Below are 21,283 nucleotides of genomic sequence, written 5' to 3'. Positions count from 1 at the left end.
CCACCTAATCAATAAAAAATAAGGAAAGAGTAATGAAGTTCACACCACAAGGTGCGATTTCCATAGCGCTTATGCTGGCTGCCGCACCGGTAGTCAGCCAGGCCGTTGTTGAGGCGACTTGTATTGAAGACGGTGGGCTAGGTGTTTGTGAGCAACCGCGAACAGGCGTTAAGTATGCCCTTTGCGATGATGCTGGGGCATTTGTGGCGAGATATGCGGCGTGGTGCAAAGCTGCCGGTGGGCGTTATGCAGGGGTCTATGCCGATCCGCCCTGCGTCGGGGCATCAATTACGGTTAATGCAGGAAATTTGTTCCAACTATCGAAATCGTTTGCCGAAATACTGCGCAACAACAACGTCACCTGCGAGGGCTCGGATAGTGGGTGGGGGCAAACCGCAAACTCTTATCAATGTTGGAGCGGGTCGCCTGGCGCAACGGTTGATTATAGAAAATTTACTTTTTCTTGCGGTGAAACTGTTTGGGCAATGAAGTTCGTTGATAACAATGAATGCCAAGCGGGAACCTCTTTAATCACACGACCTAACGGTACCAAAGCGTGTTTACGCCAGATTGAAGCACCAGGTTGTTCTGCTTCGGCGAGAGCTACGTCGGAAGAGGTTAGTGGGGAAGGGAACCCGATTTCCCCTGCAACAGCTGCGAAGTTGCACCATGCGATTGACTACGTCGGTCCGGGAGGTCTTTCGTTTGAGAGGTATTACAACTCCCTTGGTTTTGCCGCGCCGCTTAACGGAAATGAGCTGTCCGTGAGTTCCATGGGTAAAGGATGGCGATTTATTTATGAAAGGCGATTGAGCATCATTTCGTCATCTGGGTCTGCTGGCGAAAAGGCGGTGACCGGCACGTTGGTCTATCCAAACGGGAGGCCACAGTACTTCCGGTCCTCTGGTGAAGAAGCGATCAATTACGGCTTGGGTGTGAACAAACTGAATGTCACACCTGATGGATACGAGTATCAATTGACGGATCGCAGTGAGTTTTACAATAAAAATGGTTTGCTTGTGCGGATACGAGAGCGCAATGGGTACGAAAAAACGATCGCTTATGGCGATGGGGTGAATGGGCCATATTTACTTGATGCTAATGGTCAAGAGACGGCCACCCCGGTACCCAAGGATTTGATTGTTGCGATATCAGATCAGTACGGGCGAAGAATAACCTTGCAATACGATGGCAAATTGAATATTGCAAGGATGCAAGATCCCGCTGGCCAAGCTTATAGCTATCAATATAGTCCTGAAGGGGCGTTGAAATCGATTACGTATCCGGATGGAACTTCTGTTCAATATGTGTACGATGAATCTGAAAATATTCAGATTAGGCGTGATTTGCCTTTGCTCACTGGTATTGTTGATGAGGCTAACCAGCGGTATGCCACATATAAATACAATGGTGCTGGGCAAGCAATTGTGACTCAGCATTGGGGTGATAGCAGTCAAACGCTTTCGGTCGATCGTGTATCGTTATCAATCCTTCCGTTGCCAGATCGCGTCCAGGTTGCTGTTACCGATCCGCTGAATACGACTCGAAATAAAGAGTTCATGCCCGTCGCGGGGGTATTAAAACTCACGTCGCAAAACCAGCCTGGTGGTGCAGGGTGCGGAGCGGCAAACAGCACACTCAGCTACGACATCAACGGCAACGTTGCCTCCCGCACTGATTTCAACGGTACGGTGATCAATTATGTCTATGACTTGACCCGCAACCTCGAAACCAGCCGCACCGAAGCCGTCGGCACGCCGCAGGCACGGACCATCAGCACCGAATGGCACGCCAGCTTCCGGCTGCCGACCAAGGTCACCGAGCCGGGCCGGGTCACGATCTACGAGTACGACGCCAGCGGCAACCTGCTGAAGAAGTCGGTGACCGCCGATGGTGCGACCCGGGTATCGAGCTGGACCTATGGCAACTACGGCCTGGTGGCCTCGGCGACCGATCCGGCCGGCAAGGTCACCCAGTACAGCTACGACGCCCAGGGCAACCTGAGCACGCTGACCAATCCGCTGGGCCAGATCACCCGCTTCCCGCGCTATGACGCGCTGGGCAACGTGCTGGAAATGATCGAGCCCAACGGCCAGACCACCACCTTCGGCTACGACCTGCGCCAGCGGCTGCTGAGCCGGACCACGGCCGGCGAGACCACCAGCTTCAGCTATTTGCCGACTGGCTTGTTGAGCCAAGTGCGCTTTGCCGACAACCGCACCGTCAGCTACCGCTACGACCCGGCCCACCGACTGATCGGCATCGACGACAGCCGTGGCAACCGCATCGATTACACCCTGGATGCGATGGGCAACCGCTTGCGCGAAGACCGTCAGGATCCGGCCGGCACGCTGGCGGCCAGCCTGCAGCAGGTCGCGGTGCAGCAAAGCGCGCCGAACCAGGTCGCCAAGCCTTGAGCCATCAATTCAAATAGAATAATCCGGGAACCGAGATGAAATTCACTTCGCTGCATACGATGGCCGGGGCCTTTGCGCTGGCCGGTCTGGTCGCCACGCCGATCTTCAGCCAGGCCGCCGCTGTTGCCGCCTGGCAAGAAGGCGTGACCTATACCGCAGGCGCGCTGGTCAGCTACAACGGCCAGACCTACAAGACACTGGTCACCCATACCGCTTACGTTGGCACCAACTGGACACCGCCAAGCACCCCCAGCTTGTGGCAACTTCAAGGAGGCGCTGGGGCCAACGACACTTGGCAAGAGGGGCTGAGCTATCAGGTTGGCCAAGAGGTGCTGTTTCAAGGAGGGCGGTATCGCGCCCTCACCGCACACACCGCTTTTGCCGGAGCAGGATGGACACCGGCTGCTTCGCCGTCCCTCTGGCTAAGCTTGGGGAGCGATGTAATACCAACTCCCACACCGACGCCTGCGCCGACTCCGGTGCCAACCCCTGCGCCGACTCCAGCACCCACGCCTGAGCCGACACCAGTACCGACGCCAGAGCCCACACCTGCGCCCACTCCCGCGCCCACTCCCGCGCCCACTCCCGCGCCCACTCCCGCGCCAACGCCTGAGCCGACGCCAGCACCGCCTCCGGCGCCCACTCCGGCGCCCACTCCGGCCCCAACCGCAGCGCCGACTCCAGTACCCACGCCTGAGCCGACACCTGAGCCGACACCAGTACCGACGCCAGTACCGACGCCAGCGCCCACACCTGCGCCCACTCCGGCCCCAACCCCAGCGCCCACTCCGGTACCAACGCCCGCGCCGAGCGTGCCCGCACACGTCTCGACCGTCAGCCGCTTCTACAGCTACGACGCACTCGGCCGGCTGGTGCAGGAGATGGACAGCCAAGGGTTCCAGACCACCTACACCTATGACGCCAACGGCAACCGCCTGACCCGCAAGGATGCGCAGGGCCGGACCACGTCGTACCAGTACGACGCCCTGAATCGCCTGACGCAGATGACCGATCCGAACGGCGGCATCACCCAGTTCAGCTACGACGGTCGCGACAACCTGGTCTCGGTGAAGGATCCGGAAGGCTTCAGCACCAGCTACACCTACAACGGCTTCGACGACCTGATCAAACAGGTCAGCCCGGATACCGGCACCACCCAGTACGCGGTGGATGCCAATGGCCGCACGCTGACCAAGACCGATGCCCGCAACAAGAGCGCCCAGTACCAGTACGATGCGCTCGGCCGGGTCACCCGCGTCGACTATGGCGACGAAGTCCAGACGTTGACTTATGACACCGCCACCAACGGCGTCGGCCAGCTCGCCAGCTTCACCGACGGCGTCGGCCAAACCGGCTTCGGCTACGACGCCCAGGGTCGGGTCAGCCAGGTCCAGCGCAGCAACACCAGCGGCAGCGCTTACGGCGTCGGCTACAGCTGGGGCGCTGCCAACCGGCTCAACCGCATCGTCTACCCGTCCGGCCTCAACGTCGACTACACGTGGCAGAACGGCGTCGTCACCAGCGTGCTGCTCAACGGTCAGCCGCTGCTGAGCCAGATGCAGTACAGCGCCGACGGCCGCATCGTCGGCTGGCAATGGGCCAATGGTCAGGCCCGCTACGCCAGCAGCGACTTTGCCGGCCGCCCGAGTACGCTCAGCCTTGCCGACCGGCAATGGCAATACCGCTACGACAGCACCGGTAACCCGATCGGCATCGACGACAGCCAGACCCAGGCAGCCAGCCACAGCTTCGGCTACGACAGCCTCGACCGGCTGATCCAGGCCAGCATCGGTACCACCACCCATGGCTACGGCTACGACAAGAACGGCAACCGCACCGTCGGCAGCACCGGCAGCGCCAGTACCCAGTACAACCATGACCCGGCCAGCAACCGGCTGCTCAACACCACCGGCAGCAACAACCAGACCTACCAGTACGACGCCAGCGGCAGCCGCACCAAGGACGGCAACCTCACCCAGCGCTACAACAACGCCGGCCGGCTGATCCAGAGCCAGATCGGCACCGTCGTCACCAACTACGGCTACAACGCCCTTGGCCAGCGGGTCGGCAAGACCACCGGTGGCCAAACCACCCAGTTCGCCTACGACCTCGAAGGCCGCCTGCTCGGCGAATACCGCGGCACTGGCATACTGCAACAGGAAACCGTCTGGCTCGGCGACACCCCGATCGCCTCGGTCCGCTCCGGTGTCGACGCCCAACACCCGACCGTCTACTACGTCTGGGCCGACCACCTGAACACCCCGCGGCAACTGAGCGAACCGACCAGCCAGAAAGTCGTCTGGCGCTGGCAACAGGTCGAACCATTCGGCAACAGCCTGGCCGAACAGGACCCGGACGGCGACGGCCAGCAGGTGGTGTACAACCTGCGCTTCCCGGGCCAGTATTACGATCAGGAAACCGGCCGGCACTACAACTACTTCCGGGATTACGATCCGGCGACAGGGCGGTATATCGAGAGTGATCCGATTGGACTAGCTGCGGGCCAATGGTCGACTTACGCTTACGTCGACGGTGCTGTGATCGCGTCGTCTGATCCGCTGGGGCTCGCTGAACTTCAACCTATTCCGCAATTTAAATGCGATATACTAGGGGGTGGATGCTCGGGTGATATGCCACCTATTCCCTATCACCCTACGGATGATTGTGTAGATTTAGCAAAATTCAAGGGCGGGAGCACAGCACCAAACATCAAGGCAGGAAGCACAACGGGCGCCACGTCAGGGAAGCAATTTCCTAAATCAGTAAAGGATGCTGCTAAGGCAGAAAATCCAAATAAAGTATGCGTATATTGCCGGATGGAGGGTACGGCCACACAGGTTGATCATGCCATTCCTCGTGCGCGAGGAGGTAACGCTACCTTGGATAATGCACAGCTCGCATGCCCTCATTGCAACGCCTCGAAGGGGGCAAAGGATAAGCCGGTAAGTCCTCCTTCCGGATATCGTGGGCCTTGGCCGCCATCTCATTGGTAAATCGTCATGAAATTTCAGTCTGGTGACTTCGAAGCAGTTCACGCATCTCCAATTTGGAGAGATAGTGCAAATGTAATATTTGCGGCCCACTTGGGAGAGGTCGATGGAAGGAACGAGTGGGAACAGCTTTGGGGGGAAATAATATCGCCTGGGAACGTGAAACTGTGCTGCATTCCATTTTTTGCATATGGCTTGGCATTAGGTGACGTAGTCGAAATAGATGACGACTATGTTGTGAGCCGTGTCGTGCAACGTTCGGACCAACTGACATTTCGAGTTTGGTTTGGTGATGCCTCTGAAAGAGGCAAGCAACTTTGCGTGGAAACTGTTAATAATTTTCCAGCTTTGATTGAGTGGTCATCAGAGAACCTTCTCGCCGTCAGTGTTTCATCGCAGAAGGCGCAGCAATTTGCTGATTATCTTCAGCGGTGTGAGGGTGAAGGTTTCTTGCAATATGAGAGTGGTCAGCAAGAAAGGGCTTGATGTGGTCGGAGCGTGGTAATTTTACGCTCTGATTAGACTAAGAAAGCCATGCTGTGTGGAAGTTCAAACCTGCATGTAGGTCTTGCGGAGAGTGGATAAGCTATTCATGGTGCCTGTGATCGGATCGCACAACCGGTATCAACTGTTGCAGAAATGATTTGCGCCGCTGCGACAAAAAAGCCCTCTGGAGTGGAGGGCTTTTTTATTAGGGATCCTAACCGGCTCTCTCTAGACCGACCATCTGAACGCCCCCGCGTCAATTGAGCGAGCAGATCAGAAAAAAAGTCGGCCGGTGCTGGCAACAGGTCGTAATTTTCGGCCCCAACTCCGGTGAGACCAGAAGCGGAGCGGCTGCCTTTCCTGCAAAAAAATTATTGCAATACATCAGCTACAGGCGGGAAGATCAGCAGGCAATCACAAGACGAATTTACAGCGACAAAGAAAGGATTTACTCAGAACGAAACAAGAGGGTGCTCGTTCCCTATTTGCATCACTGGTATTAAGGTCTTGCCAAGACGCGCTGATCGTTCGGGCAGGGGGATGCACTACTCGCGCACATTTTTTGCCGAGCTGCTAGATGATGTCTGGAGCATGAGTTGAGCAACTATGCGGGCTGCTGCGGCTGCATCACTTCGAGCGCGTGACACCTGTGACACGCAAGGCGCCGCGCGTGTCACAGATAAAAATGTTTCAAATCAACGATGTGACACCTGTGACACGTGTGACACCGCAAAAAACAGGTGGGCGAGTGGCGGGAGAGCACGCAGGGACCAAGTGGTATTAAAGTCCTTCGGCTACCCGCAGGGCGTCGCTTACCGAGTTCGGGACTGGTATTGGGTCAATCTTTTTATGGATACGCCTATGTCCCGTAGTGGTGTCGTAAGTGTCACTGATCTGTTAAATCACCGACATGCATTTATATTGGCTGCCACTTGCCGAGCTTGGCTAGTCAGGCCACGCGCGGTGGAAAAGCAATGAAGTCTGCTCCGATTTTCAGCTTGTCCAAGTAGTCCGCCCACCATTGCATCATTTCGACACGCTCCGGCAGGTGTTCCGCATAGTTGTATGCTGCGCGGACTTCGTCCCGTTCACCATGTGCCAGTTGGCGCTCGATGGCATCACGATGCCAAAGGTGCGACTCGTTGAGCAGGGTGGATGCGATCTTGCGGAAGCCGTGACCGGTAAACTCGTCCTTGCTGTAGCCCAATCGCCGTAGCGCGGCATTAACCGTGTTTTCGCTCATGGGGCGCTCGTTGCTGCGCTCGCCAGGAAAGACGTAACGTCCACGCCCCGTCAGAGGTGCCAACTCGCGCAGGATGGTGGTCGCTTGGCGTGACAGCGGCACCACATGCACCACGCGGCTTTTCATTTTGCTGGGGGGAATGCGCCATTCTGCACGCTCCAGATCGATTTCAGCCCATTCGGCTTGTCGTAGTTCGCCGGGGCGTACGAACACCAATGGGGCCAGACGGCAAGCGCAGCGCACGATCAGGGATGCTTCCAGGGCTTCCAATGCACGCAATAGTTCGCCGACTTTGATCGGGTCGGTGATGGTTGCAAACGCCTTGGGGCTGGGCCGGGTCAGGGCTTCAGTCAGCAGGTCGGCTGGGTCACTGTCGGCCATGCCTGCTGCGATGGCGTAACGAAATACCTTGGAGCATGACCAGCGTACCCGGTGGGCAGTTTCAATCGCGCCGCGTTCCTCGACGCGCCGAAGACAGGCCAGTACCTCCTGTGGCCTGATCTCACCAACAGGGCGTTTGCCGATCCAGGGAAAAATGTCTGATTCAAGGCGGTTGATCGTGCGCTCGCGGTGGCTGGCCGATTTGCCGGTCATGAATTTTGCAAACCATGCCCGGGCGACCGCTTCAAACGAGTTTTCAGCGGCAAGTGCAGCGGCTTCCTTGTCCTGTTGGCGCTGTAGCTGCGGGTCTATGCCTTTGGTGAGCAATGCGCGGGCTTCGTCTCGCAGGGCGCGTGCAGCGGTCAGGGAGAGCTCGGGATAGGCGCCGAACGAGAGCAGCGATTCGGAGCCAGCCGGGCGTGTGTATTTCAGGCGCCAGAGCTTGCTCCCGGTCGGGCGAACCAGAAGGAACAGCCCGCCGCCATCAAACAGTTTTCGGTCTTTATCCGCCGGTTTTGCATTCCTGCATTCGGTATCGGTCAACGGTTTGGTTGGGCGCGCCATGAGGGGTATCGCTTTTAGGGGTACATTTTTCGGGGTACCCCAACGATCAAGGGGTATACCCCTAAATGTACCCCCAAGAATGCTGGCTGCCCATGGACGGAGTTGGATTGCGCTGGAAAGAAAAAACCCCTGAAAGCTAGGCTTTACAGGGGTTTGATGTACTTCCTCGGATGCCCTTGGAAGAGTGTCTGGTGGCGGAACACGGAACCGAACCCGCGTCCGTAATTTGAACCAGAGAGTAACACATCGGCCTTGAGGCCGTGAATTCGATGATCTGGCCGAAACCGCGCTGGCTTTCGGCAAATCCCCTTTTTATGTGCGCGATCCGGGCTCCCTAGTCCCCGGAGGCTCCGTTGCGGCCATTGGCCGGGCACGTCTGCTGCAAATTGCAGTTTGTCAGATACTGATTTATACTTCTGACAAAGGAGCCGCGACCATGAGCCATCTTGCCGAGAACATCTTGTCTGCCGCCCGGGCCATGCCCGAGGGGGGGCTGTTGTCGCCCAAGGAGTTCCTGCATCTGGGATCGCGGGCGGCCATCGACAAAACCCTGTCCCGACTGGCTCAGGAAGGGAAGTTGCTGCGCGTAAGTCGCGGAGCCTATGTCGCGCCCCATCAGGGCCGGTTTGGTGCCCGCCCGCCGTCCACCGAGTCCGTTGTGCAGGCCATCGAGGCCAGCTGCGGTGAAACGGTGGTGGCGAACGGTGCAGCCGAAGCCAACGCGCTGGGCCTGACCACGCAGGTGCCAACCCGCGAGGTGTTCCTCACCTCCGGCGCATCCCGCACTCTGCATCTTGGCAGCCGTTGCGTAGAGCTCAAGCACGGTAACCGCTGGCAATTGCTGCTGGGCAAGCGCCCCGCAGGCAAGGTGATCCGTGCGCTGTCGTGGCTGGGGCCAGAGGCCGCACCAGCGGCGTTAACGCAACTGCGCTCTAAGCTGCCCGAATCCGAATGGGAGGCCGTGCGTGGCGCGCGGGCTGCATTGCCGAGTTGGATGGCCAAAGTGGTCAGCGAGGCAATGGCACATGGCTGAGTCCTGGTTCTCGCTCAGCCGAGAAGATCAGGCTGAAGCCTTGGAGTTTGCTGCGGCCCGTACCGGGCGGCCAGCGCATCTGCTCGAGAAGGACATCTGGGTGGTCTGGGTGCTGTCCGCCATTTACGAATCCGACTTGGCCAGCAAGCTCACCTTCAAGGGCGGCACCTCCCTGTCCAAGGTGTATCGCATCATCGACCGGTTTTCCGAGGACGTGGATCTCACCTATGACATCCGCGAACTGGCCACTGACCTCTTGAAGGAAGGCAACCCCATTCCCGATTCCGCCAGCCAGGAAAAGAAGATCAGCAGCGCGGTACGTCACCGCCTGCCTGACTGGATCGAGGCAACGGTCGAGCCTGTCATTGCTGCAGCGCTGGCGAAAGATGGATTGGACGCGAGCCTGACACCGGCAGGCAAAGATCGGGACAAGCTGATCCTGTCGTATCCGGCAGTCAAAACGGGAACCGGCTATTCCGCACCCACGATCCAGCTGGAGTTTGGTGCCCGAGCCACGGGCGAGCCGCACCATGTTCAACCGGTGGCTTGCGACATTGCGTCGAAAATCGAAGGCGTCACTTTCCCTGTTGCCCAGCCCTTGGTGATGGCGGCAGAGCGCACCTTCTGGGAAAAAGCCACGGCAGCGCACGTGTACTGTCTGCAGGGGCGGCTACGCGGCGAACGCTATTCCCGTCACTGGTACGACTTGGCCGCCATCGCAAAAACGCCGCACTTTGCTGCGGCCTGCGCCGATCAGGCATTGGCTCGGGCCGTTGCAGAACACAAATCGATGTTCTTCGTCGAAAAAGACGCTGCTGGTGCCAAGATCGATTACTTCGCCGCCACCAGTGGTCAGCTGCAGCTTATCCCGACAGGCGAATCGTTGACGGCGCTGGAAAACGACTACGCTGCAATGCTGGAGGATGGCCTGCTGGCGCTGCATCAGCCGAGCTTCGCCGACATCATTGAGCGGTGCCGCGTGATTCAAGACGAGGCCAATCGGCAGGCCATGCTGGGCGAACGCCGCAAGGCACTGGACGAGTTGGCCGCGCAGGCACAAAAACTCGACATGGGTTACTGACACCACCCCCACTGCACGGCCTCAACCATCTGACATTTCCGGATCGTTGCCCGGTGTTGAGCTTCCCGGATTGCCGCTGACGATCAGCCGTTCCCATATGAATTTTCATATGGAGAACTTTGATGTCCAGCACCCTCTGCGCTTGCTGTGGCCAGCCATTCGAGCCGCGCCCACAAGTTCCTGGTCAAGCCTACTGCTCCTCGCCCGACTGCCAACGTGCCCGCAAGCGCCTGTGGCAGCGGGCCAAACTTCAGTCCGATGCCGACTACCGGATCAACCAGCGCGCCGCCCAGCAGGCGTGGTCGCAACGAAATCAAGAATACTGGCGTGACTACCGCGACGCTCGCCCCGAGTACGCGCAACGCAACCGCGAGCAGCAGCGGTCGCGAGATCAAGGCCGAAACGCCGATCTTGCAAAGATGGACGTGTGCGGCCTGCCGACGGGCCTGTATCGAATCGCGCGGCATCCAGCATTTCCAATGGAGAACAGCACCTCATGGATCGTCGAGATCACGCCGGTAAGCCTGACGTGTCCGTGCAAGATGGACGTGTCAAGAGAGGACTTGATCGACACATCAGCGATTCGCCCTTAACTTCTTTCTCCAAATGGGCTCTCGATCATCCTGGATGGCAACAATTTCAACCGCGTGCATCCCGACCGGCGTTTCTCCGGTCGGGCCCATGCCAGTGAGGTGAAAGTCGGACCCGAGAGCAAGTGCACATAACATTGAGATCGGGTCTATGCAGGCAGATGAATTCGCAACGGAGGGAGCGAGCCAGCCTCCGACATTTCGGGCCGCTGAGTACGTGCGGATGTCGACTGAGCATCAGCAATACTCGACGGAAAACCAGGCCGACAAGATCCGCGAGTACGCCGCCCGGCGTAACATCGAGATCGTCCGCACCTACGCCGACGAGGGCAAAAGCGGCCTGCGCATCGATGGTCGGCAGGCACTCCAGCAACTGATCGCGGATGTGCAGGCAGGCAAGGCCGATTTCCAGATCATCCTCGTCTATGACGTCAGTCGCTGGGGGCGATTTCAGGATGCGGATGAGAGCGCCTACTACGAATACATCTGCCGCCGTGCCGGAATCCAAGTTGCCTACTGCGCAGAGCAGTTCGAGAACGACGGATCGCCCGTGTCCACCATCGTCAAGGGCGTCAAGCGCGCGATGGCCGGTGAATATAGCCGGGAGTTGTCGGCAAAGGTGTTCGCCGGGCAATGCCGCCTGATCGAACTGGGTTTTCGGCAAGGCGGGCCCGCCGGTTATGGCCTGCGGCGTGTGCTGATCGATCAGTCTGGTTCCGTGAAGGGGCAGCTTTCTCGTGGCGAGCACAAAAGCCTGCAAACCGACCGCGTGATCTTGCAGCCCGGCCCGGATGCGGAAGTTGCTGTCGTGAATCAGATCTACCGCTGGTTCGTCGAGGACAGCCAGCTCGAATCCGAGATTGCGGATCGACTCAACGCCAAGGGCATCCTCACCGATCTGGGCCGGGCATGGACACGGGCCACGGTGCGCGAGGTGCTCTCCAACGAGAAATACATCGGCAACAACGTCTACAACCGGCGCTCCTTCAAGCTCAAGAAGGTACGGGTGTTGAACCAGCCGGAGATGTGGATCAAGAAGGAAGGCGCGTTCGAGGGAATCGTGCCACCGGATCTGTTCTACACCGCGCAGGGCATCCTGCGCGAACGGGCGCACCGTTTCAGCGACGATGAGCTGATCGAGAAACTTCGGCGCTTGTTCCTGCAGCGCGGCTACCTGTCTGGCCTGATCATCGACGAGGCCGAAGGTATGCCCTCGGCGGCGGCCTACGCGCACCGCTTCGGCAGCCTGATCCGGGCCTACCAGACGGTGGGCTTCACCCCGGATCGGGACTACCAGTACCTGGAGGTCAACCAGTTCCTGCGGCGACTGCATCCCGAGATCGTCGGTCAGACCGAGCGTGTGATCGCCGACGTAGGCGGCGCGGTGGTGCGCGATCCGGCCTCTGACCTGCTCACCGTCAATGGCGAATTCACCGTGTCGCTGGTGCTCTCGCGCTGCTAGTTGCTGGACGATGGTCGCCGCCGCTGGAAAGTGCGTTTCGATACCAGCCTTGCACCGGATATCACGGTTGCCGTTCGGCTTGATGAAACCAATCAGGCCGCGCTGGATTACTACCTGCTGCCCCGACTGGACTTCGGCCAGCCCCGCATCCATCTGGCCGAGCACAACGGCCTCGAATTCGAGAGCTACCGCTTCGACAGCCTGGACTACCTGTACAGCATGGCAGCGCGCAGCCGCATCCGGAGGATTGCATGAACACATCACACAATGCCGCCGATCTGCAGATGATCCCGGTTGAGCAAATCGTCATCCTCAATCCGCGCGACCGCAATGGGCGGGTTTTCGATGAGATCGTTGGCAACATCAAGAGTATCGGCTTGAAGAAGCCCGTCACGGTCACGCCGCGCGACGACTTGGGGGATGGCAAGCACTTCCTGCTGATCTGCGGCGAAGGCAGGCTCAAAGCCTTCAAGGCTCTCGGTGAAAAGCTGATTCCGGCATTGATCGTCACCGTTGATGACGAAGACGCTTTCATCATGAGTCTGACCGAGAACATTGCCCGCAGAAAATACAGTGCACTGGAACTACTGATGAGCATCGTCCAGTTGAACCAACAGGGCTACGACAAGAAGGACATCGCCCAAAAAACCGGCCTGAGCCTCGACTACAGTAACCATCCCCCGGCAAAGCCGGGGGCTTTCGGAATGTGAGCCGCTCGAAGCGGCTGGTAGGGGTCGCTAACGCGGCCCCTCATCGCATGTGCCACCGTGCCGGTGGCGGGCTTGCTACCTCCACAGACCGAGTTGATCCAACCTCTCGTCTTCCTTCTCCTGATTCCGGATGTACTCCCGGATCACGGCTTCATCTCGGCCTACGGTAGACACAAAATACCCTCGCGCCCAAAAGTGCTGCCCAACAAAGTTGCGCTTCTTCTCCCCATACACCCGGGCCAGATGAATCGCGCTCTTCCCTTTGATAAAGCCCACCACCTGCGACACCGCGTGCTTAGGCGGAATCGACAGCATCATGTGCACGTGGTCCAGCATCAGGTGACCCTCTTCGACCTCGCACTCTTTCTGCGCTGCCAACTTCCGGAACACCTCCCCCAAGTGCTGGCGCAGCTGCCTGTACAACGTTCGTCGTCGGCACTTCGGTATGAAGACTACGTGATATTTGCAGTCCCACGTCGTGTGGCTCAAACTTCCAAACTTGTCCATCGTGTCTCTTCCTTTCGTGTGCTTGGCGGCTCACGGCTGGAAGTCTCTACGATGGACAACCCCTGAAAAGTCAAACTTCTACTGTCACCCCGGCAGAGCCGGGGGATTTCCCACCGGATTAAAGGCATTCTGCTTCTGTTCGACAAAGGTGAGGAGCGCCTGCTGGCTGCCGTCGAGGTGGGGCGGATTCCCCTCAATGTAGCCATCACCATTGCGGGCGCAAGCGATGAGGAATCGGTGCAGACCGCGTTGCAGGAGGCCTATGAAAGCGGCCAGCTGCGCGGTGGGCAACTGATGCAGGCTCGCCGTGTGCTGCAGCGGCGCACCGCCTTGGGCAAATCGCTGGCCCACCGCCCCGGGCGCAAGGGCGCGTCCGTGACCACCTCCAGTCTGGTACGCAACTATCAGCATGAGGTCGAGCGTCAGAAATTGATGGTCAAGAAAGCCGAGTTCACCCAGCAGCGTCTGCTGTTCGTGATCGAGGCGTTGCGCCAGCTGCTGGCCGACGAGCATTTTTCCAATCTGCTACGTGCCGAAGGGTTGGACACCTTGCCCAAACAACTGGCCGAACGCGTCTGGGCAGGAGGCCACTCCGCATGAGCATGCCACTGGGTTTTATCCCCGAGCCGCTGACCTTGCCACTGGAACGCATCCTGCCGTCGCGCAAGACACCAGAAGGCATCCTGACCTCGCGCAAGTTCAAGCAGATACTGGCATCGATGGAAGCGGTCGGTCTCATCGAGCCCCTGAGTGTGAGCAAGCCGGACAAGGCGGGGCAGCATGTACTGCTCGACGGTCACATGCGCTTGCTGGCGTTGCAACAACTCGGCCATACCGAAGTGCTGTGTCTGGTCGCTACCGACGACGAAAGCTACACCTACAACAACCGGATCAATCGCATCTCATCCATTCAGGAGCACCACATGTTGCGGCGCGCGGTCGAGCGCGGCGTCACGCCCGACCGGCTGGCCAAGACTTTGAACGTGGACGTCAGCCAGATTCACAAGAAAGTGAGCCTACTGGAAGGCATCTGCGCCGAAGCGGCAGAACTGCTCAAGGATCAGCACTTTTCTGCCAATCTCGGATCGGTTCTGCGCAAGATGAAACCCACGCGCCAAATCGAATGTGTGGAGCTGATGCTGACCGCCAACAACATCACCGTAGCTTACGCCGAAGCCCTGCTTGCGGCCACGCCGCCGCACCTGCTCGTCGGCGAAACAAAGCCTCGCAAGATGCGTGGCATCAGTGCCGACCAGATGGTCAAGATGGAGCGCGAAATGGGTAATCTGCAAGGACAACTGAAGCTGGTCGAAAAGTCCTACGGTCAGGACGTGCTGCTGCTCGTGTTGGCACGCGGCTACCTTGGAAAACTGATCGACAACAAGGCAGTGTTCCGATTCCTGTCACAGCGTCAGCCCGATGTACTGGCCGAGTTCGAACATATCGTCCAGACCGTGGCACTGGATGGAAAATGAATGCGCACAGTCTCCGATGGCAGTGCGTCCACGCCAGCTACGTCACCGCACGGCGATGAGCACGACGAAGCGGACGTGGTCGCACATCGCAACGCGCCGGAGGCTGATCCAGCTTGCCTCTACGGGCTGATTGGCGATATCGCCCGTGCGGGCAGCGATGGCACCGAAACCAATGCGCACGCCATCGCCGTCAATTTTATTGCGTACCTGTCCTGCGCCATCGGGCGCGGTGTGTACCTTCCCATTGGCAACACCCGACACCACGCACGGTTGTTCTGTCTGCACATCGGGCGCTCGGGCCGGGGCCGCAAGGGCGATGCGGTGTCCTTGGTGTTGCGCATCGACCGGGCCTTGCGTGCGATGGACGAAACCTTCGCGCCACAAATTCACCGGGGTGGCCTGTCCACCCGTGAAGGGCTGGCGGCGCTGATCCACGACGGTTACCGGCAAGGCAGGCAAGACGTAGCGGCCATCGAGGACAAACGCCTCTGGGTGGTCGAATCCGAGTTCGCCAACGTGCTGCATCAAGGGCGGCGGGACGGCAATACCCTGTCAGCAGCACTGCGTGATTGCTGGGATGGCGTCGATCTCAAGCCCGCAACCAAGTCGAACCGGCTTTACGCCAGTGATCCGCACGTCTGCTTGAGCGGCGCAATTTCGCCGGGCGAACTGACAGGCCTGATGAGCGCACGAGAGCTCACCAACGGCTTTGCCAATCGCTTCCTGATGATCTGGGCAGAGCGCACGCGGATGTTGCCGTTCCCGAAGGAGACGCCACAGGCCACTGTCGAGCGGTTGGCTGCACGAACGCAAGAGGTGCTGGCGTTCGCCCAAGCCAATCAACACGGACTGCGCGAACACCTGCGGATGGAACTGTCGCCGCAGGCACAGTGGCACTACAGCCAGTTGTACCGGAGCGAACTGAACAGTGATCTCGGCGACAGCATGGTCGGCGCGCTACTGGAACGCCGAGCCCCGATGCTACTGCGGCTGGCGATGCTGATGGCACTCACCGACCTGCAAATCCGCATTGATGCCCAGCACATCGATGCGGCGATGGCCTGGATTCGCCATGCCACGGCGTCTATCCGGTTCGTGTTCGTCAGTGCCGCCGAGGACGCGAAGTTGGCGCAGGTGTTGGAATTGTCGAATCGTGTGCTGGCCTTTCTACGCGAACGAGGCCAAGCCACGCGCAGCCAGATCAGCGCGGAATGCTTCAAGGGCAAGGTATCCAAGGCGCAGATCGATTCCAGCCTCGAGCAATTATTGGCGGCCACGCCGCCCAGAATCAGCGTGCAGTGGATCGAGCGGCCTGCCGACACACCGGGCACACCGACGCGAGTGTACTGGCCCGTTTGGTAGGAAGCTCATTTCGCTCGTTTCGCCGGGTTGGATTGCCCGCAAGTGCTTGTCGGGCCTCTTATTTCGCTGATTTCGCTCATTTCGCCGAGCACACGTGAAAGGCGTCACTTGGGGTGAAGCGTGGCATCGACTGTTTGCAGCAGTTCGACCGTCAAACGGTAGATACCCAGTCGCTTGCTCTCGCGTGGGCCTGCGACGTTCAGGGTTCTGATGGCATGCTCGCGCAGCCATGCAAGCACGCTGGAGGCAACCTCCACCGTGACTCCGGCGTCGAGCTGCACGATGAGACAAGGCTTCCCCATCTGCTCGGCGAAGATTCTAGTTGCCTTCGTCCCGCCATCCAGTTCGCCGAGGTTGATGATCAGGGTGCCGTCGCTATCCTCCACGTTGCGGCGTGTGCGCTGGCGGTAGCCGCCATCAGTCAGTTCGATAAGCTGGTATTTCGCAGGAATGACGCCATCCTCAGCTTCGCGTCCACGCGGTGCCCAACCGCCGTGCGTGTAGCCATGCGTGATGGCAAAATCCAGCGCACCGCGATCCGCGCCAGTCTGTCCACCGGAGACAATGTGCTCACAGAAACGGATCGGGTATCGCAAAGAACTGCGAAACGGGGGCAGCGGCAACAGCAGACCATCTGCAAGGACTTCAGCGCGTTCGCCTATACGGTGATTGGGATCTTCGTAGGCCTTGTCATAGACAACGCGGTACGACTCTCCGACTTCCTCCTTCAGCCAACGCGACAGTTGCAATCCGCGAGCATGGAATTCGATCCAGTCCCAGCTATCCGCATCGAAATTATCGGAATAGAACGCCGTCTGGTCGAACTCAATAGCCCAGTCCGCGAATTTCTGCCACAGATTTTCCGACATCGGAAAAGACTGATCCCAAGCGACGCCGTCACAGAGATTTCCGCCGACACCAACTTCATCTGGGTTGTCGACCAACCACAGAAACGGCGCGTTGCCGTAATCCACCATGACGGTAAGGATGGGTACGAATTGAGTCCTCTCGCTGCAGGTTGTCATCGCACGATCACTTGTCTGTTGCGAGCCACGCATGATTCAGCACACAATCTTTGACCTGGACATAGTCATCCTTGTCTTTGTCATCGAGGTCGTCGCCACTCAAATCCCAATGGCGTGGGTCGAACTCCGTCGTAAAGAAGCGGCGCAGTTCGGATTTCAGTGTTGCGGCCAAGGTGGCGCGCGCCACGATGCCTTCCAATAACACCTCATCCGTGTACTTCCGGGTCACGCGCAGCAGCACCCGCTCCGGATTTTCAGTGCAAAGCACCGTCAGTACGGCTTCCTGTCCTTCCTCATCGATCTCCATTTGGATCGGCAGGTCGCCTTCGTCGATTTCACGGCCCCAGGCGACCATCTCATTGAACGGGTCGAACACTTCGGACAGGTGAATCGTGGCTGTCGTGGTGTCGAGCGTCAGATGCAGCTTCGCCCAGCCGTACTCCTCCATTTCCAGCCGGATTCCGATCTGGGCGTCAGGCAATCCGGGGCGGATCACGAACCACTTGGAGGGTTCCTCGGCTGGCCGGTGCAGGCCCGCACGCGCCCAACGCTCGGTGCTGTATGAATGCAGCGCCCCCGTATTACCGCAGACGAAGAACGGCGTAAGCGCCGACCACGCACCGAGACGATCCGATCCCCGCAAGCCGTGGTACCACTCCATCAGTTCGCCGTAGCTGCTCCATCGGAAGTGCATGGTGTCCGCTATGCGAACCGCGCCAGCCGCGTCGTCCATGACCTCGGTGACGTAATCGAACGACTGATGGAGCGCACTGAAAAGACCGGGGCCGGGCCTGAGCGCGAAGAAGCCATCAAGGCTTTCCTTGTCCGCGACCATCAGATTGCCGCCGAACGCCTCGTCAAGTCTGGCTTGTACGTCGCGCCGTCTGTCCGACATTGTGGTCTGCGGGCTTTGAATCAGAGCAGGGATTCCCTCAAGCGCCACGCGTGCCTTCTCGTCGCGACACAAATGAAGCGGCAGGATCAAACCCACGCGTGGCGCGACGCCGGGGCGATCACCACCCGTACGCGCACCAACGGCGAACAAGCCCGGAGCGGTTTCCGTTTCACGCTCACGTAGTTCTCTCCCAGATGCGCCGTACTGCGCAATGTAGAGACAGGGCAGCAGGTCATCCAGCCGACCGAGCAGTTGCCCGCAGTTACGCCTAATCTCGCGTGACAGTGGCGACCCCGGTTCATCACTCTTGCTCCAGCCCAATTTCATACATTGCCTCCCTTCGCGCGGATGATCTGATCGATGGTCATCCAGCCTTCTGGCCGACGGAGATTGACCGCCACTTCCGAACTCAAGGCCATTTGCAGCTCCGTGGCCAGCTCAAGCACCTCCTGTTCGTGGCGATCCCACCAGGCGTCGTCGCCCATGTCCGGCGGATCTATCGTGTCGTCGTAGTCCCGTTGCCACGTAGCGATGCGTCGCACCAGCGGGAACGGCAAATCCAACAGGTCATAACCCAGCATCTTGCCTTCGGCACTCCACAAACCGCTGCTTCCGAAATCGTTGTCGAGACGGATTTCCTTCAACTGCCGAGTGAATGCCGCGCGTTGCGCTTGCCGTGCCGCCACACGTTCGGGCGCGCCGCTTTTTTGCAGGCAGTCGCCGGGGTTGTACAGCGACATCCGATCAGTGCTGTAGTAATGGACATCAACGCCATTGTTGAGAGCCATCCACAAAAGATCTTCACACGGTTCGGACAGCATGAGGTTGAAGCCGGACTTCGGCCTTGGCTCGTTGGCAATCACGCACAACTCATCGACCGAAGCCAGGATGTCGAGGGGTTCATCCAGCTTGCTGTCGTACACATAGTGCACCGTCCAGTCACGGCAGTAGCGCGTCGCCTGCTTCACCCATTCGCTCGTTGCCAGTTCCTTCGATGCAACGATGAAAGCGTGCGCGCCGATCTGCTGGGCCAGCAGCGACTGCGCAACCTCGCGGGCTTGCGCGGTCAAGAACACGACCCCGGCTGTTTTGTGCATCCCGGTCGGCAGGTAATTGATGCGGCAGGACAAGGCCTCCAGCCCGACGAATGCATCGTTCATCTTGAACAAGTACGTGTAACTGGCCGGATTGATCAGCGCCGCCTTGAGCTCGTCGACGTCCTTGGCCTCGCTAACCTTCAACAGAAAGCGTACGAAGGCCGATTCCGGCCTGTACGTGCAGCACCAGTGCAGAACAAGGAAGCGGTGTACTGCGTCGTCGTCCAGTTCGTCGCCCAATTTCTTGAAGTAATAGACCGGCTCGCCCAGCACTTTTTCCAAATCAAGCGCCACAGGGCGCATTGCCTCGCGCCAGTGCAAAAACGGGTTGTCCTGTGTTTCCCAGTCGAATTCAAAGTCATTCCACGGCGGGCCGGGCACGAATTCGATCATGGCCTTGGGCGGCGGTAGCGCGGGCAGGCTTTCCAGCGACCACGGCTTGTTCCAGTTGTCGGGCCCCCGAAACATCGGCGTATGCGTTGCCACCTCTGCTGCCTGCTCGAAAAAGTCCATGATGTTGGACGGAACCAGCTTCTCGCCACGCAGCCACGTCATGAAGTCAGGCAGCGGCAGGCATTCGGGTGATTCGGGTTCAAGATCGTCAAAGAAGTTGACCCAGCGGGCATCCTCCAAGTCCTTCTTCATTCGAGCCACGGCTTCGCTCGCGCTCACCCGCGCAGCCTCCTGTATGGCACCTTGGTGGCGCAGCAGTTTTTCCAGCGCCTCGACGGGCTCGATGTAAGACACACGCCGGCCTGCGGGTGGCTCCAGCAGAGTGATTCTTCCCTGCCAGTCACGACCATTCGGAACTTCGATGAAGCCGCCAATGGACGCTACCTGATTCGGCTCCAGCGCAGAAACCGGCAGTGCTTTCATTAATGCAGCGATATTGACCATCATCCATCCCTCCACGGCAGCAACCGGGCGTGTCCAAGCGGTTGCCATCTGTTATAGATTAGTGGCATACTATCATCAATTTGATTAGATAACATTGCAAATCATGGTCTTTGAAGTGTCCGCATCTAGAGTGACGATTGCTGCTCGTGGATAAGAAGATGCCCGTCATGCACCCTCAGCGCGTCGAAAGCCTGAGCCACGCCCAGCGCGAACGGCTGGCCTATATCGACTTCCGGCTCTACTTCTTCGGAGAGATCGGGCGGCCTGACCTGACCAGTCGTTTCGGGGTAGCCCCGGCTGGGGCGACCCGCGACTTGGCGCTGTACCGGGAGATCGCGCCGCAGAACATAGAGTTCGATGGCAGCAGCAAGATTTATCGCATCGGCAAGGACTTCGTGCCCTTGTTTGAGCACGGATCGCAGCGTGTGCTGTCGGCGCTCGCATTGGGATTTGGGGATGGCGTAAACGGCGAATCACATCCCCTGCTGCCCTGCGAATCGCCAGCGGTCTTGAGTTGCCCGAGGATGGAGGTTCTTGCGCCGATTTGCCGCGCCATCCACGCCAAGTGCCCGGTGGCAATCCGCTACCACTCGATGAGCAGCGGTGAGTCCGAACGGGTCATCGTGCCTTTCGCCCTGGTGGATACAGGCCTGCGCTGGCACGTCCGGGCCTTTGATCGGAAGAGCGGCGAGTTCCGTGACTTTGTTGTCACGCGCATCGAAGCGCCGACCTTGCTCAATGAGGAAACCAAGGCCAACGAACGTCCGGACAATGACATCCAATGGACCCGCATCGTCGAGCTGGACTTCGTACCGCATCCACGCCTAGCCCGGCCAGAGATCATCAAGATGGACTACGGGATGACCGACGGCTCAATCCGGATGCGTGTACGCGCGGCCGTGGCGGGCTACATGCTGCTGCGCTGGAGCGTCGATGCGTCGCCAGACCATTGCCTGAAAGAAGAACAGTACCGCCTGTGGCTCAGCGACCCGCTGGCCTTGTATGGCGTCGAGAACGCAAAGCTGGCTCCGGGCTACCAAACCCCGGGCAGTCTAAAGAAACGATAGG

Annotated in this window: 18 protein-coding genes and 1 pseudogene; 14 read left to right on the top strand and 5 right to left on the bottom strand. The window is 59.1% G+C overall.

Translation table 11 applies throughout. The features are described from left to right. Positions 1 to 32 precede the first annotated feature (32 nt). From BJP62_RS17890 to BJP62_RS17885, 4 genes and pseudogenes are all read left to right on the top strand, one after another. Entirely contained in the window at positions 33 to 2,417 is a 2,385-nt protein-coding gene (locus tag BJP62_RS17890; RefSeq protein WP_083300713.1) for an RHS repeat domain-containing protein, read from the top strand. A gap of 35 nt (positions 2,418 to 2,452) precedes the next feature. After that, positions 2,453 to 2,827, top strand: a pseudogene (locus BJP62_RS19295) (carbohydrate-binding protein); the annotation flags it as partial. A 402-nt stretch (positions 2,828 to 3,229) separates the two neighbouring features. After that, positions 3,230 to 5,410, top strand: coding sequence for an RHS repeat-associated core domain-containing protein (locus BJP62_RS05230; RefSeq protein WP_070527411.1), 2,181 nt, complete (start codon positions 3,230 to 3,232; stop codon positions 5,408 to 5,410). Positions 5,411 to 5,416: 6 nt separating this feature from the next. After that, positions 5,417 to 5,893, top strand: a complete 477-nt coding sequence (locus BJP62_RS17885) for a DUF4265 domain-containing protein (RefSeq protein WP_083300712.1) — start codon at positions 5,417 to 5,419, stop codon at positions 5,891 to 5,893. A gap of 949 nt (positions 5,894 to 6,842) precedes the next feature. On the opposite strand, the gene BJP62_RS05225 is transcribed toward BJP62_RS17885, so the two are convergent. After that, positions 6,843 to 8,060, bottom strand: a complete 1,218-nt coding sequence (locus BJP62_RS05225) for an integrase arm-type DNA-binding domain-containing protein (protein ID WP_205700962.1) — start codon at positions 8,058 to 8,060, stop codon at positions 6,843 to 6,845. A gap of 457 nt (positions 8,061 to 8,517) precedes the next feature. Between BJP62_RS05225 and BJP62_RS05220 the strand changes: the two genes are divergently transcribed. The 6 genes from BJP62_RS05220 (at position 8,518) to BJP62_RS05200 (ending at position 12,957) form a co-directional block, all read left to right on the top strand. After that, a complete protein-coding gene (locus BJP62_RS05220) occupies positions 8,518 to 9,114 on the top strand; it encodes a DUF6088 family protein (protein ID WP_070527405.1) in 597 nt (198 codons plus the stop codon). Next, complete coding sequence (locus tag BJP62_RS05215) at positions 9,107 to 10,195, top strand: nucleotidyl transferase AbiEii/AbiGii toxin family protein (RefSeq protein ID WP_070527403.1); 1,089 nt, start codon at positions 9,107 to 9,109, stop codon at positions 10,193 to 10,195. Before BJP62_RS05220 ends, BJP62_RS05215 begins: the two co-directional genes overlap by 8 nt. A 122-nt stretch (positions 10,196 to 10,317) precedes the next feature. Next, the gene (locus BJP62_RS05210) at positions 10,318 to 10,788 is read left to right on the top strand and encodes a hypothetical protein (RefSeq protein WP_070527400.1); all 471 of its coding nucleotides are present in this window, start codon (positions 10,318 to 10,320) and stop codon (positions 10,786 to 10,788) included. Positions 10,789 to 10,936: 148 nt separating this feature from the next. Next, a complete protein-coding gene (locus tag BJP62_RS05205; protein ID WP_257785853.1) occupies positions 10,937 to 12,247 on the top strand; it encodes a recombinase family protein in 1,311 nt (436 codons plus the stop codon). A gap of 30 nt (positions 12,248 to 12,277) precedes the next feature. Then, positions 12,278 to 12,502 (top strand): hypothetical protein, encoded by a 225-nt coding sequence (locus BJP62_RS18820; RefSeq protein ID WP_205700960.1) that lies wholly within the window; start codon positions 12,278 to 12,280, stop codon positions 12,500 to 12,502. After that, positions 12,499 to 12,957, top strand: a complete 459-nt coding sequence (locus BJP62_RS05200; RefSeq protein WP_205700959.1) for a ParB N-terminal domain-containing protein — start codon at positions 12,499 to 12,501, stop codon at positions 12,955 to 12,957. Before BJP62_RS18820 ends, BJP62_RS05200 begins: the two co-directional genes overlap by 4 nt. Positions 12,958 to 13,032: 75 nt before the next feature. On the opposite strand, the gene tnpA is transcribed toward BJP62_RS05200, so the two are convergent. After that, the gene (tnpA, locus tag BJP62_RS05195) at positions 13,033 to 13,464 is read right to left on the bottom strand and encodes an IS200/IS605 family transposase (protein WP_070527397.1); all 432 of its coding nucleotides are present in this window, start codon (positions 13,462 to 13,464) and stop codon (positions 13,033 to 13,035) included. An 81-nt stretch (positions 13,465 to 13,545) separates the two neighbouring features. Between tnpA and BJP62_RS05190 the strand changes: the two genes are divergently transcribed. From BJP62_RS05190 to BJP62_RS05180, 3 genes are read left to right on the top strand one after another with little or no spacing between them, the layout of a single operon-like run. Further along, positions 13,546 to 14,064, top strand: coding sequence for a plasmid partitioning protein RepB C-terminal domain-containing protein (locus BJP62_RS05190; RefSeq protein WP_205701011.1), 519 nt, complete (start codon positions 13,546 to 13,548; stop codon positions 14,062 to 14,064). Further along, the gene (locus BJP62_RS05185) at positions 14,061 to 14,939 is read left to right on the top strand and encodes a plasmid partitioning protein RepB C-terminal domain-containing protein (protein ID WP_070527394.1); all 879 of its coding nucleotides are present in this window, start codon (positions 14,061 to 14,063) and stop codon (positions 14,937 to 14,939) included. Before BJP62_RS05190 ends, BJP62_RS05185 begins: the two co-directional genes overlap by 4 nt. Further along, entirely contained in the window at positions 14,940 to 16,301 is a 1,362-nt protein-coding gene (locus tag BJP62_RS05180; RefSeq protein ID WP_070527392.1) for a hypothetical protein, read from the top strand. A 104-nt stretch (positions 16,302 to 16,405) separates the two neighbouring features. On the opposite strand, the gene BJP62_RS17880 is transcribed toward BJP62_RS05180, so the two are convergent. From BJP62_RS17880 to BJP62_RS05165, 3 genes are read right to left on the bottom strand one after another with little or no spacing between them, the layout of a single operon-like run. Then, positions 16,406 to 17,278, bottom strand: coding sequence for a putative molybdenum carrier protein (locus tag BJP62_RS17880; protein WP_145927108.1), 873 nt, complete (start codon positions 17,276 to 17,278; stop codon positions 16,406 to 16,408). A gap of 55 nt (positions 17,279 to 17,333) precedes the next feature. Then, positions 17,334 to 18,548: a hypothetical protein gene (locus tag BJP62_RS05170; RefSeq protein ID WP_070527390.1), complete on the bottom strand. Its 1,215-nt coding sequence runs from the start codon at positions 18,546 to 18,548 to the stop codon at positions 17,334 to 17,336. Beyond that, positions 18,545 to 20,218 (bottom strand): hypothetical protein, encoded by a 1,674-nt coding sequence (locus tag BJP62_RS05165; RefSeq protein ID WP_145927107.1) that lies wholly within the window; start codon positions 20,216 to 20,218, stop codon positions 18,545 to 18,547. Before BJP62_RS05165 ends, BJP62_RS05170 begins: the two co-directional genes overlap by 4 nt. A gap of 143 nt (positions 20,219 to 20,361) precedes the next feature. On the opposite strand from BJP62_RS05165, the gene BJP62_RS05160 reads away from it, so the two are divergent. Further along, complete coding sequence (locus tag BJP62_RS05160; RefSeq protein ID WP_236943667.1) at positions 20,362 to 21,282, top strand: WYL domain-containing protein; 921 nt, start codon at positions 20,362 to 20,364, stop codon at positions 21,280 to 21,282. Position 21,283: the final 1 nt, after the last annotated feature.

Origin of the sequence: Jeongeupia sp. USM3 (genome assembly GCF_001808185.1) — a bacterium.
Lineage (GTDB): Bacteria > Pseudomonadota > Gammaproteobacteria > Burkholderiales > Chitinibacteraceae > Jeongeupia.
The sequence above is the reverse complement of the archived record's forward strand: the minus strand, read 5'-3'. Positions and strand labels throughout refer to the sequence as shown.